The 13348-nt window shown below is 40.3% G+C and carries 9 protein-coding genes; all 9 read left to right on the top strand.

Annotated elements, in window-relative coordinates; all coding sequences use genetic code 11:
* The first annotated feature begins 115 nt into the window (after nucleotides 1-115).
* The 9 genes from PESP_RS11150 to PESP_RS11110 all read left to right on the top strand — a co-directional run bounded on the left by PESP_RS11150 (nucleotide 116) and on the right by PESP_RS11110 (nucleotide 13305).
* Nucleotides 116-2374 carry a chondroitinase-B domain-containing protein gene (locus PESP_RS11150; RefSeq protein WP_089348099.1) on the top strand — a complete coding sequence of 753 codons (2259 nt, stop codon included), beginning with the start codon at nucleotides 116-118 and terminating at the stop codon, nucleotides 2372-2374.
* A gap of 5 nt (nucleotides 2375-2379) precedes the next feature.
* Nucleotides 2380-4596: a heparinase II/III domain-containing protein gene (locus PESP_RS11145; protein WP_089348098.1), complete on the top strand. Its 2217-nt coding sequence runs from the start codon at nucleotides 2380-2382 to the stop codon at nucleotides 4594-4596.
* A gap of 5 nt (nucleotides 4597-4601) precedes the next feature.
* Nucleotides 4602-4946, top strand: a complete 345-nt coding sequence (locus PESP_RS11140; RefSeq protein ID WP_089348097.1) for a cupin domain-containing protein — start codon at nucleotides 4602-4604, stop codon at nucleotides 4944-4946.
* Nucleotides 4947-4949: 3 nt separating this feature from the next.
* Nucleotides 4950-6257, top strand: a complete 1308-nt coding sequence (locus PESP_RS11135) for an MFS transporter (protein ID WP_089348096.1) — start codon at nucleotides 4950-4952, stop codon at nucleotides 6255-6257.
* Nucleotides 6258-6317: 60 nt separating this feature from the next.
* Nucleotides 6318-7250 (top strand): sugar kinase, encoded by a 933-nt coding sequence (locus PESP_RS11130; RefSeq protein WP_089348095.1) that lies wholly within the window; start codon nucleotides 6318-6320, stop codon nucleotides 7248-7250.
* Nucleotides 7251-7368: 118 nt separating this feature from the next.
* Nucleotides 7369-7986 carry a bifunctional 4-hydroxy-2-oxoglutarate aldolase/2-dehydro-3-deoxy-phosphogluconate aldolase gene (gene eda / locus PESP_RS11125; RefSeq protein ID WP_089348094.1) on the top strand — a complete coding sequence of 206 codons (618 nt, stop codon included), beginning with the start codon at nucleotides 7369-7371 and terminating at the stop codon, nucleotides 7984-7986.
* A 13-nt stretch (nucleotides 7987-7999) separates the two neighbouring features.
* The gene (gene fbaA / locus PESP_RS11120) at nucleotides 8000-9082 is read left to right on the top strand and encodes a class II fructose-bisphosphate aldolase (protein ID WP_089348093.1); all 1083 of its coding nucleotides are present in this window, start codon (nucleotides 8000-8002) and stop codon (nucleotides 9080-9082) included.
* Complete coding sequence (locus tag PESP_RS11115) at nucleotides 9079-10041, top strand: class 1 fructose-bisphosphatase (protein WP_089348092.1); 963 nt, start codon at nucleotides 9079-9081, stop codon at nucleotides 10039-10041. The genes fbaA and PESP_RS11115 overlap by 4 nt, the downstream gene beginning before the upstream one ends.
* A 531-nt stretch (nucleotides 10042-10572) precedes the next feature.
* Entirely contained in the window at nucleotides 10573-13305 is a 2733-nt protein-coding gene (locus PESP_RS11110) for a poly(beta-D-mannuronate) lyase (RefSeq protein WP_089349156.1), read from the top strand.
* Nucleotides 13306-13348: the final 43 nt, after the last annotated feature.

The following is a 13348-nucleotide window of genomic DNA, read 5'->3' as shown; positions in this document are numbered from 1 at the left end:
AAAGCACCAAAACACACACAACATCAACTGGCTAGATTTAATCTGCTTTGTGTAATGAGTGCAGTATTACTATTGATAAAGCATTACTTCCAGTCACACTGAAAAAGAGTTATCTATGCGTTTAATTAATATAATAAAGCTTAGCCTAGTTCTTATTGGATGCTCATCCACACAATTGGCAGCCAAAGATTATTTTATAGATAGTAAACAAGCTTTTAAGGAAATTTCTGGCGATTTAGTTGCCGGTGATAAAGTAACTCTCAAAGACGGTACGTGGTCTGATTTCGAAATATTATTACAAGGCCAAGGTACTAAAAACGCACCAATTTCACTGAGCGCACAAACCAAAGGTAAAGTAATTTTATCCGGGCAATCTAATTTAAGATTAGCAGGTACCTATTTAAAAGTGTCTGGCCTTGTGTTTAAAAATGGTTATACGCCCAGTTCCGCTGTTATTGAATTTCGTAAAAACAAGAATGAACTAGCTACACATTCACGTGTAACCCAAGTTGTTATCGACAACTACAATAACCCAGATAAACGTGAGTCAGATTACTGGGTGGCTTTATATGGTAAGCACAACCGCTTTGATCACAGCCATTTAATTGGCAAGCGAAACAAAGGTGTTACGGTTGCTGTAAGATTAAATAGCGAGCAAAGTCAGCAAAATTATCACCAAATAGATCATAACTTTTTTGGTTACCGTCCTACTTTTGGCTCTAATGGTGGTGAAACCCTGCGTATTGGCACCAGCCATTACTCACTAAGTGATTCATTTACAGTAGTTGAAAACAATTACTTTGAACGCACTAACGGTGAAGTAGAAATTATCTCAGTAAAATCAGGTAAAAACCAAATTCGTAATAACGTATTTTTTGAATCCCGCGGTACGTTAACCCTTCGCCATGGTAATGGCAATGTAATTGAAGAGAACATCTTCTTTGGTAATGGCGTAGACCATACTGGCGGTATTCGTATTATCAACAAAGACCAAATTGTAAGAAACAACTACCTTGAAGGGCTCACAGGTTACCGATTTGGTAGTGGATTTACCGTTATGAACGGTGTACCAAACTCGCCAATTAACCGTTACCACCAAGTTGAAAACGCAACAATAGAAAACAACACCTTTGTAAATGTAAGCCATGTACAACTTGCTGCAGGTAGCGATGCAGAGCGAAGTGCAGCACCTATTAACAGCGTAATGAAAAACAACCTGATTATTAATCAAAATGGCGAGCAGCCATTTACTACATTTGATGATGTAAGTGGTATTGCTTTGACCAATAACGTTGCAAATACCACGGTATTAAAAGAGCTTGCTTATGGTGTTAAAAAGCAAAATGTAACACTTAGTAAAGCAAGTAACGGCTTACTTTACCCTAAATCAAGTAAAGTTAAAGCAGGTGCTAAACGTGGTTTAAAAGTGCTAAAAAAGGACGATACCGGCGTTAGTTGGTATCCAAAAATAGCACAGGTTGTTGAATTTGACTCAGGTAAAACGCATCAAGTTAAAGCAAATGTAAGCGACCTACTTAATGCAATTAATAACGCCCAATCTGGAGATGTGCTAGCGCTTGCTGATGGCCAATACGATGTATCAAAACTTATTAAAATTAGTAAAGCACTTACAATTAAAGCTAAAAACCCAGGTAAAGCTAAGCTTACTTATCAGCGTTCTACTTTATTTGAAATTCACGATGGCGGTAGCCTAAAGCTAGATGGTTTAGTTATCTCTGGTGAAAGCGCACCCGATGCCATAGGCAACAGTGTAGTACGTACTCAAAAATGGGGTATGGTCGATAACTACCGTTTTGAAATTCATAACTCGCAGTTAATTAAGTTAGATATTAATCACTCGTTTCACTTTTTTGTAACGGGTAAAGGTGCAATGGCTGATGAAATTACACTAACAAATAATACCTTTGACAACGTAACCGGTGACATATTACGCCTTAACACAGAAATAGAAGACCTAGGTATTTATAACGCTGAATACGTTACGATAAAAGGTAATAAATTTAACGATGTAGCGGGTGCGGTTGTTAAACTTTACCGTGGTGGAAGTGACGAAAGCACCTTTGGGCCTCATCTTCTAATAAGTAATAATACGTTAACTAACGTGGGCTTAGGTAAGCGTAATAAAAAACAAGCTAGCGTGTATGCCCATGGAGTGCAAGTAAGTAATATTACTAACAACGAGTTTAAAAAATCGGCAGTTATTAAAATTGAGCACACTGTAGGTGAGCCTAAAACAGCAATCACAAATAATAAGTTTGATGCAACCAAAGCGCCGAGCGTTAAAGAGTTAAGAGTATCAGGGCCGCACACGGCAATAATTAAAAACAATAACGTACTAAATAAGGCGGGGTAACAGGAATGAATTTATCTCGAGGTAAAACCTATTTCAAAACTGCTGGTGTGACTGCTTCCGCCTTACTATTTTCTTTAAATGCCTATGCTGCACACCCTAATTTGGTAATAACCAATGACGATGTTCAGCAAATGCGCCAAGCTATAAGCACTAACAGTGAGAGTAAATTTGCCACTGCGTTTGAATTGTTAAAAACGCAGGTAGATGAGCAAATAGCGCTGCCAATAACGGTGCCTGTTCCTAAAGATGGCGGAGGTGGTTACACCCACGAACGCCATAAAAAGAACTATCAGCTTATGTATAACGCGGGTGTTATTTATCAGCTAAGTAAAGATGAAAAGTACGCAAATTATGTTCGCGATATGCTACTTGCTTACGCAGAGTTATACCCAACGCTTGATGTGCACCCTAAGCGTAAAGTTAAGTCGCAAAACCCGGGTAAATTATTTTGGCAAAGTCTAAATGAGGCAATGTGGCTTGTTTATACCATTCAAGCATACGACCTAATACATAACTCTTTAAGTGCTAAAAACATTAAAACAATTGAAGATGACTTACTGCGCCCAATTTCGTTATTTATGTCTGAGGGACAACCTTCAACCTTTAATAAAGTACACAATCATGGCACATGGGCAACGGCAGGCGTGGGCATGGCAGGTTACGTATTAGACGAGCCTGAGTGGGTTGAAAAATCATTATTTGATTTAAAAAAATCAGGTAAGGGTGGGTTTGTTAAACAGTTAGAAATGCTATTTTCGCCGCAAGGCTATTATAACGAAGGCCCTTATTATCAACGTTTTGCGCTACTACCGTTTGTAACGTTTGCAAAGGCAATTGAAAACAACGAGCCAGAGCGTGAAATATTCCAATACCGCGATGGCATATTATTAAAAGCCATTGATACCACCATTCAGCTTAGCTACAACGGTTTATTTTTTCCTATAAACGATGCCATAAAAAGTAAAGGTATTGACACTATAGAGCTTGTGCAAGGTGTTACAGCCGCTTATGGGTTAACAAACGATGCCGGTTATTTAGATATAGCTAAAAAACAAGATCAAATTATCTTATCGGGAGACGGCCTAAAGGTTGCGCAAGCGCTCGATAAAAATATGCAAAAGCCATATAAATTTAAATCAGTTGCTTTTGGTGACGGAAACGATGGTAAGCAAGGCGCATTAGTTGTTATGCGCAGTGACGTAGGTGGCGATCAAGCCTTATTGTTTAAGCCGGCCGCACAAGGCTTAGGCCATGGTCATTTTGATAAGCTTACATGGCAGTTTTACGATAAAGGTAACGAAATTGTATCTGACTATGGGGCTGCACGTTTTTTAAACGTTGAAGCAAAATACGGCGGGCGTTACCTACCAGAAAACGAAACCTATGCAAAACACACCGTTGCGCACAATACGGTTGTGGTTGATGAAACCACGCACTTTAATGCCAATGTTGAAGTGGGTAATAACAATTATCCTACGCTTAATTATTTCGAAACCAATAAATACGGTACGGTTTCAAGTGGTGAAATTAGCACAGCGTACAAAGGCGTAAACTTAGAGCGTACTTTAGCGCTGGTTAACTTACCTGAGCTAGATAGCACAATTACTGTTGATATTTTTAATGTAGATGCAACTAAAGCGCACAAGTTTGATTTACCGCTACATTATAAAGGCCAGCTAATAGATACAAGTTTTAAATTAGCAGGTAACACTCAACAGTTATCAGCTTTAGGGGATAAAAACGGGTATCAACATTTATGGCTTAAAGCTCAAGCAACACCTAAAGAAGGGCTTGCTAAAGTAACTTGGCTCAATGATAACGGGCGTTTTTACACACAAACTAGTTTAGTTAAAGGGGATGAGTCTTTCTTGTTCACGCAAATAGGTGCAAACGATCCGCACTTTAACTTGCGCAACGAAAACGGTTTTATTCGCAGAGTAAACAAAGCCAAGCAACATAAGTTTATCTCTATTTTAGAGCCGCACGGCGAATATAATCCAAGCAAAGAATACACCTTAGAGGCGAACAGCAGAGTAACCTCACTTAAATATACCGAACAAGGTAGCTTATTACTCGTTGAAGTAGACATTAAAAATAACACTTACCTTGTTGCAATAAATAAATCTGACACAGTCACGAAAAATACATTCACTTATCAAAATAAAGCATTCACTTTAAACGGCCGTCTTGGCGTTTATATGATGAAGAATAATCAGGAGTAAACAGGATGCAAAAGCAAAGCGCACACTTTTCATTTGGTAACGAAACCGAAATTGAAGATTTAGGTAACGGCTTAAAACGTCAAATGCTTGGCTATAACGAAGAGCTTATGGCGGTAAAAATTTGGTTTTCTGAGGGCGCAATTGGTTATAACCATGCACATAGGCACTCTCAGGTAACGTACGTAGTTGAAGGTGAGTTTCACTTTAATATAGACGGCGTTACAAAAATATTAAAAGCGGGAGATAGCTGCTTTATTCCACCCTTTGCCGATCATGGTGCAACGTGCCCAACGGGCGGTATTTTAATTGATACCTTTAGCCCTGCTCGTGAAGACTTTCTTGAGGATTAACCTATGAAAATTCAAGGCTTACGCTGGTGGGTTATCGTGCTTATTGCACTTGCTACCATTATTAACTACATCGACCGTCAAGCGCTTAGCGTTTTATGGCCAGACATAGTAGAAGAAATGTTCCCTGATGAATCAGCATTAGAGCGCAAACAAATTTACGCTAACATCTCTATTGTATTTGTATTTGCTTATGCATTTGGCCAAGCCATTTTTGGCAAAATATTTGACTGGGTTGGCACACGCTTAGGCTTTGTATTATCAATTGGTGTGTGGTCATTAGCAACTATTGCACATGCTTTTGCGCAAGGCGTTTTAAGCTTAAGTATTTTTCGCGCTATTTTAGGTGTGGCTGAGGCGGGTAACTGGCCAGGTGCTGCTAAAGGGAACGCAGAATGGTTTCCCACTAAAGAGCGTGCCTTAGCACAGGGTATATTTAATTCAGGTGCGGCTATTGGTGGCATTATTGCTATTCCGCTTATTGCTTATTTAACCGTGTACTTTAGCTGGCAAATGGTGTTTGTTTTTGTCGGTGCGTTAGGCTTTTTATGGTTAGTGCCGTGGATTATTTTAGTAAAAGCGCCACCAGGTAGCCATCCATGGATATCTGAAGAAGAGCGTGAATATATTTTAACAGGCCAACGTCGTGTAGATGATAATGGCGATGTAACTAGCGATGACGAAGAAGAATATAATCCGTCAACTGGCGAGCTACTTTCTCGTAAGCAAAGTTGGGGCGTTATTATAGCGTCTGCTGCCATCGACCCAATTTGGTGGTTATTTGTATTTTGGATCCCAATTTACCTAAACGAAGTATACGCAATGGATGTTAAATCTATTGGTATATACGGCTGGGTGCCTTATGTAGGGGCCATGTTTGGCGCATGGTTTGGTGGTCTATTAGCGCAAAACCGTTTAAAAGCAGGTTGGAATACAGACAAAACACGTAAGCTTACTATTACCTTAGGTTGTTTAATTATGCTGCCAGCATTGCTTGCAATGGCAAACCCAGGCGGCCCAACTACAGCGGTACTTATTATGGCTGTTATATTGTTTGGCTTTCAAACCGCTATTGGTAACGTACAAACTCTACCAAGTGACCTGTTAGGTAAAAAGGCAGTGGGTACGTTATCGGGCTTCTCCGGTATGGCTGCAAAATTAGGCGCGGTAGGACTTACTTCATTAGTGCCTATTTTAACCGCTGATGGCAACTACACGCCTGCATTTGTAATAGGCGCTTCGCTTGCCATTATTGCAATGGCTGCTGTATGGATTTTAATTCCAAAAATCGAACCTCTTAAAAAGCCTGATTAATTCAATGGCTGTGGCTATGCGCTCTGCATAGCCACTTACTACCTAAGGTAAGTGACAATAATGAAAAATATTTACTTTATTGGCGAGTGTATGATTGAGCTTAGAGCAACCGTTCCCTCAACATTGCATCAGTCGTTTGCAGGTGATGTTTATAATTCGGCTGTATATTTAAAGCGCTGCTTTGCGGAAATAGAAACATCTGTAGTCACCGCATTGGGCGAAGATAACTTAAGTAAAAAAATGCGTGAGCGCTTTGTAAGCGAGCAGCTAAATACACAGTTTGTATTTAGCCATAACACCAAAGTGCCGGGTATGTATTACATAGAAACCGATGACGAAGGTGAGCGCAGCTTTATTTACTGGCGCGATGACTCAGCAGCTAAAAAAGTAGTTGAGTTTATGAGCGAAGATATAGTTAAACAGCTTAGCACTGGCGATATGTTTTTCTTTTCGGGGATTTCTCTAGCGGTTATTGAAAACCAAGCAAGGCCGCAATTTTGGGAAATAGTTAAACAGCTCAAAGCGGCTGGGGTAAAAATAGTATTTGATCCTAACTACCGTGCGCGCTTATGGGATAGCGTTGAGCAAACTAAGCAGCAGTACGATACGGCATTTAGTTTGTGTGACATTACACTGCCAGGCGTAGAAGACTTAGAAACACTTTATAACGTTAAAAGTGTTGAAGCGGTGATTGAATATTTAACTCCCTACAATATTGACGAAATTGTAGTAAAAAATGGCCCTGACTCTGTAATAACAAAAGAAGGTCAAACACTTCAAAGCCACAGCATTACACCTGTAAAAAATGTGGTTGATACCACTTCGGCTGGTGATGCATTTAATGGTGTTTATTTAGGGGCCCGTTTAGATGGCCGTACTATAAGTGATGCGGTAAAACTAGGTGCAAAAGCCGCCGGTACGGTTATCCAGCAACCAGGTGCAATAGCACCAAAAGATGTATTTCAACAGGCTATGGCGCAAACAGGGCTATAAAACATAATTTAGCAATAACCCAATATAAAAAAGCTAATTAACCTGAATGTGATTAACAGATTTATTATTCAGATCGCAGGCTAATTAGCACTACTATTTAAAATAAGGGAAACAACGCATGACTCGCTTTTCTGAACTTATGGCAGGCCAAACTCTGCTACCTATAATTCAAGCCGACACGCCAGAGCAAGGCGTACACATTGCAAAAGCAATGGCAGAAGCAGGCCTTACACTGGTCGAAGTCGTTTTAAGAACAGAGGCGTCAATTGATGCGCTCAAAGCTATCAAAGAGCAAGTTCCTCAACTTAAAGTAGGTGCTGGCACCGTTATTAACGAAACCATTTTAAAGCAAGCACTCGATGCAGGCTCTGACTTTATTGTAACTCCAGCGGTATCTCCTAAACTATTAAGTGAATTAGTTAAATGCGGTGTACCTGTATTACCGGGTGTTTCTAACACGGGTGATATTTTAATGGCGCTAGAATACGGCTTTGAAGAGCAAAAACTATTTCCAGCATCGCTTGCTGGTGGTGCGCCGTTTGTATCTGCTGTGTCATCGGTATTTCGTTCAGTGAGCTTTTGCCCAACTGGTGGTGTAAGCGAAGCAAACAAAATGGATTACCTTTCTTTAAATAATGTATTTGCAGTAGGCGGTACTTGGGTTGCGAAAAAAGAATGGGTTGCACAAGGTAATTGGCAAGCCATTACAGACTCTTGTATCGAGGCTTTAAAATAGCAAGGAGCATAAAATGAATTATTTAGCCCCAACCATTGCGCCGGGCGTTATTGTTGGCGATGAAGTAAGCGAAGTGTATAAACATGCACGCACTCATCAATATGCACTGCCAGCAGTTAATGTGGTGAGTACATCGTCAGTAAACGCCACGCTAGAGGCGGCAAAAAAAATGAAGTCGCCTGTTATTATTCAACTATCTAATGGCGGAGCACAGTTTTTTTGCGGAAAAGGCTTAAGCCTCGAAGGCCAACAGGCTGCGGTAATTGGGGCTGTAAGTGCTGCTAATTATGTGCACAATGTTGCCAAACATTACGGTGTTGCTGTCATGCTACATACCGACCACGCAGCTAAAAAACTTCTACCCTGGATAGATGGTTTATTAGATGAAGGTGAAAAACACTTTGCACAAACGGGTAAACCTCTTTTTTCATCGCACATGATTGATTTATCTGAAGAGCCGCTCGCTGAAAATATAGAAATTTGTGAGCGTTATTTAGCACGTATGGCAAAAATAGGTATGACGCTCGAAATTGAGCTTGGGTGTACCGGCGGAGAAGAAGATGGGGTTGATAACTCGCATTTAGACAGCTCGGCACTTTATACCCAGCCAGAGGATGTTGCCTATGCTTATGAGCGATTAAGTAAAATAAGCCCTAATTTTATTATTGCGGCATCATTTGGTAACGTGCATGGTGTTTATAAGCCCGGCAATGTGGTTTTAACACCCACTATTTTGCGCGACTCGCAAGCGTACGTGGCTGAAAAGTTCAATTTAGGGCATAACGCTATTAACTTTGTTTTTCATGGAGGAAGCGGCTCAGAGCATAGTAAAATTGCTGAGTCGTTAACCTACGGCGTAGTGAAAATGAATATAGATACCGACACCCAATGGGCGTGTTGGAATGGTATTTTAAATTACTACCAAGAAAAACAAGCCTACTTGCAAGGCCAAATTGGTAACCCCGATGGCGATGATAAGCCAAACAAAAAATATTATGACCCGCGGGTTTGGTTGCGCCAGTCAGAGCAACATATGGTGGCAAGGCTAATTCAGTGCTTTGACGATTTAAATTGTGTGAATAGGTATAGCGCATGAAAAGATTAAATAAAGTATTAAAAGAAGATGGGGTAGAAACTGACCTGATCATGCTTATTCGTACAATATTGGCGACCACAAAAGAAATTGCTTTTAGAGTTAGCCAAGGAGAGCTTGCGGGTGTATTAGGCTCTACGCTTAATGAAAACATTCAAGGCGAAGTACAAAAAAAATTGGACGTAATTGCTAACCAATTATTAAAAGATACCCTCATAGATGATGATTTAGTAAAAACAGTCGCATCAGAGGAAGAAGATAATGCTGTAGGTGCACACCCCGAGGGTAAATACATTGTTGCCTTTGACCCGCTTGATGGGTCATCTAACATTGATGTAAATGGCCAAATAGGGACTATTTTTACAATTTACCCCGCTAAAGTTGATGTGCCTTACGATAGCGACGAGCAATTTAATCAACCAGGTACCAACCAAGTTTGCGCTGGGTATGTATTGTATGGTCCTTCTTCATTATTGGTAATGAGCACGGGTGGGCCAACGCGTTGTTATACTCATGATTTAACCCATGGTGGTTTTTTACTTACTAAGCCTGAGCTGCTTGTACCGAGTAAAAGTCGTGAATTCTCGGTTAATATGGCTAATTACCGCTATTGGGATGAATCAACCCAAGTGTATTTTGACAAGCTACTGTATACCTCTGAAGAGTTTGATAAAAGCTCAATTAGATATAATGCAGCAATGGTTGGCGATGTGCATAGAATACTGTGTCGAGGCGGTGTATTTATGTATCCGCAAGATACACGAGCAGGCAATGAAAACGGTAAAATACGGTTACTGTACGAAGCTAACCCATTGGCAATGCTAACTGAGAACGCAGGCGGAATAGCCACTTCTAAAGGAAGGCGTATCTTAGACATTCAGCCAGATGATCTTCATCAGCGAGTACCGGTTATTTTAGGCTCAAGTGAACCGGTTAACTACTTTGATTCTATTGTTTACTAAAGCCACTTAAGCGCTGTGTTAAGCCGTTAACTTTTACAGGCCCTTACGGCGTTTAATTCATTTTTGCTATTAATGTTATAGCGCTGAGCAAAGTGCTTGTACTTTGCTCAGCATCTTCACCTTACCACTCACATTAAACCCCTTTTAAAACCGTCATTACATACGATCACTTAAACAAAGTAAGCTTTTTACACATGCTTATTCACGTTTTCCTCTTTGAGTACCTTTAAAATTTACATACCTGTAAAACCAATTTTTTCCAAAGTTACCTGTGTGGCTATTGCCTTTATGAATATTGGTAATAATTAGTGGTTATTGGGTTGTGTTTTTGGTTAATGCCGAATTAATGAAATGTGATGAATTTTAAACGAATATAGTGGCAAAAGTTATTTTAATATGCTTATATTACCAAGTTGGTTAACAATGAGGCATAAAAGCAAAATAATTTGGTAATAACACACTGAGTATTTGGTAAATCACACACAACACCTACCAAGTACAAAACCACACAATAAGGAGAATAGAGCCATGATGAAATTGAAACATTTTGCATTATGTGCTGTTGCAGCGGCAATTATAGGTTGCGACACGGATTCAAATAATAATAACAATACATTGGGCTCTGTTGCTCTATCAGGTACAGCTTTAACGGGCGAAACATTATCTACAAGCGTAAATGACGACGATGGCATATCTGGCACTATTAACTATTACTGGTACGCAGACGGACAAGTAATTAGCGGTGCAAATGGCTCTACCTTTACATTAACTGATGAACAAATTGGTTTAGCGATTACTGCGCAAGCTCTATACACAGATGATAGTGGAGTAAACGAATCTCACCTCAGTGACCCAACAGCAAATGTAGCGGCTATTCCATTTGCATCGAGTGTTGCAATAACAGGTGATGCACTAATTGGTGCTACGCTTACTGCAAATGTTAGCGATGATAATGGGTTTGACGAAGCACTTGTAACGTATAAATGGTTCGCAGATGATGTAGAAATTGCTGATGAAGCATTAGCAATATACACCGTTACAGAAGAGCAATTAGGTAAAGTTATAACTGTAAATGCCACCTTTGAAGATAGCAGAGGTTTTTCAGAGTCAGCCACATCACAAGCAACAAACCCTGTAGAGCGTGTTAACACTCAAGGAGCTGTGGTTATTGTAGGCACACCTACTGTAGGAAACACCTTAGAAGCTGAAATAACAGATGAAGACGGTGCAACCGGCACAATTACTTATCAGTGGTTTGCTGATGCTGAAGCTATAACAAACGCAACACAAAGCACATATGTGGTAGAGGAGTCGTTACTAGGGCAGGTAATTACGGTTCAAGTAACTTATACCGATGATAACGGATTTGCAGAAGATAATTTATCTGAGGCAACAATTACGGTATCTGCAGAGGCAGTAGATGAAGCTGGAAGTATTACTATTTCAGGGGCAACGCCTTATTTAGTTACAACGGAATTAACTGCAGAGATTAGTGATAACAATGGTGTAGATGAAGCCAATGTTACTTATACATGGCTTGCTGATGGCGTAGCGATAGCAGATACAAACAGTAAAACGTTTACCCCAACAGATCAAGCTGGTGCCACTATGTCTGTAACGGCAAGTTATACAGATAACGATGGTTTTTCGAGCACAATTACAGGCGAAGCGCAGAGCGTTGTGTATTCACAATTAGTGAGCGAACCAAGCGCGCTAATTAGTGCTGTAAATAATGGCGCTAGCGGTGAAGTTATTGGCTTAAATACAGGTGTTTACGCAAACCTCGATGCCATAATGATCACAACCCCATTAACACTTAAAGCTGTAGAAGGTCAGAGCCCGGTTATTAGTGGCGAGCTTTGTATTCATGTAGCAGATGGAGTCGATGGCGCAGGTATTGAAGGGCTTACCTTTAAAAATATTGATACTAAAGCGAGCGAATTTTGTGAGACTGAAGAAGACGCTGTGATCTATTCAGAAGGCGATAACTTCACGTTTACACACAATACTATTGATGGCGAAGATGAAACCCCAAATAACGCTACTTATCATTGGCTAATGCTCAAAGGTGATGCAGCGCTGGTTGAGAGAAATACATTTGCAAACCGTGATAAAGCAGAAAATGGCTCAGTGATCAAAATGTCTTCATCGAGTACTAACCACGTTGTGCAATATAATCTTTTCACAGGCACGAGCAGCAATCCTAATTTTGGTAACTCTAGCCTGCACCTAATTAATGCGGGCAGTACTACAGGCACAGGTTCTGCTGATGATGCAAACTTTGCTATTCAATACAACCGAGTAGAAAATTTCGTAACAGGGCGTCGCTTAATGCGCGTTCAAACCTCGGGCGCGACTATTAAAGGTAATACTATTTTAAATCCTAATGGCGGTATTTCGCTTGAAGATGGCGGGTTTAATACGGTATCAGACAACATTATTATTCGCACGACTAACATTGATAGTTCAAGTGACAGACCAGCAGGCGTATTAGTTACACCTTTAGGCCACACTGTAAGCAATAACTATATAGCCGGTATTCGCTCAGGCAATAAAGAAGCAGGCGGCATTGTCTTTACAGCTAACCCATTTTCGCAAGCTGATGGCGGGGTGCCAAATGGAGGTAACCAAGCTGTGCTTGATGGCGCGGGCGATTTCACACTTAATGTAACCAATAATACCGTGCTTAACTCACAACAACCGTTTGTATTTAGTACAGAAATAGGCCGTAAGGCACCTGTTGGTGATTGTGATGAGCTTACCGCTGATAACGCGCCTGTATTGTATGGGTTAACTAAAAATGCGTTTGTTATTAATTTTAATGGTAACTTAAATGCGAATGGTGTGGGCGATCAAACTGACGAAGACACCATAGAAAGCAGTGCGCTTACGCTAGGTTATTTCTTCCCTAATTCATTATCAAGCGCTCACTCTTTTGAATACGATTGCGACCTAATTAAGCACTCAGAATCGCTATTCTCAAATAGCTTTGGCTTTAGTGATAGCTATGAATCGGGCGATGCGAGCGATTTATGGGTTGATATAAGAAACTTAAATGGCAACGGTGAATACGACACCGACGGCGCTATTGATCAAAACCCTGAAGCCAATGGTAAAGAAGTACCTGAGTTTATTACTGCAACAAGCACACTGCTTGAAACAGACTCAAACGGTGCTCAAGCTTTAGCGGGTGCTAAAAATCTTTATTACATCCAAAGCACAGATGTAGGTGCAGGCTCTACTTGGGTAGCGCAAGATGAGTAAATTAGCACGGCAACTTATTAATATTTATAAAAATAGCAAACAA

Origin of the sequence: Pseudoalteromonas espejiana DSM 9414 (assembly GCF_002221525.1) — a bacterium.
Lineage (GTDB): Bacteria > Pseudomonadota > Gammaproteobacteria > Enterobacterales > Alteromonadaceae > Pseudoalteromonas > Pseudoalteromonas espejiana.
Note: the sequence above shows the minus strand (reverse complement) of the source record. Positions and strands in the feature narration are given on the sequence as shown.

Coding starts and splice junctions, on each gene's coding strand:
- fbaA (WP_089348093.1), top strand. CDS start 8,000: ATGAATTATTTAGCCCCAACCATTGCGCCGGGCGTTATTGTTGGCGAT.
- PESP_RS11130 (WP_089348095.1), top strand. CDS start 6,318: ATGAAAAATATTTACTTTATTGGCGAGTGTATGATTGAGCTTAGAGCA.
- eda (WP_089348094.1), top strand. CDS start 7,369: ATGACTCGCTTTTCTGAACTTATGGCAGGCCAAACTCTGCTACCTATA.
- PESP_RS11135 (WP_089348096.1), top strand. CDS start 4,950: ATGAAAATTCAAGGCTTACGCTGGTGGGTTATCGTGCTTATTGCACTT.
- PESP_RS11150 (WP_089348099.1), top strand. CDS start 116: ATGCGTTTAATTAATATAATAAAGCTTAGCCTAGTTCTTATTGGATGC.
- PESP_RS11115 (WP_089348092.1), top strand. CDS start 9,079: ATGAAAAGATTAAATAAAGTATTAAAAGAAGATGGGGTAGAAACTGAC.
- PESP_RS11110 (WP_089349156.1), top strand. CDS start 10,573: ATGAAATTGAAACATTTTGCATTATGTGCTGTTGCAGCGGCAATTATA.
- PESP_RS11145 (WP_089348098.1), top strand. CDS start 2,380: ATGAATTTATCTCGAGGTAAAACCTATTTCAAAACTGCTGGTGTGACT.
- PESP_RS11140 (WP_089348097.1), top strand. CDS start 4,602: ATGCAAAAGCAAAGCGCACACTTTTCATTTGGTAACGAAACCGAAATT.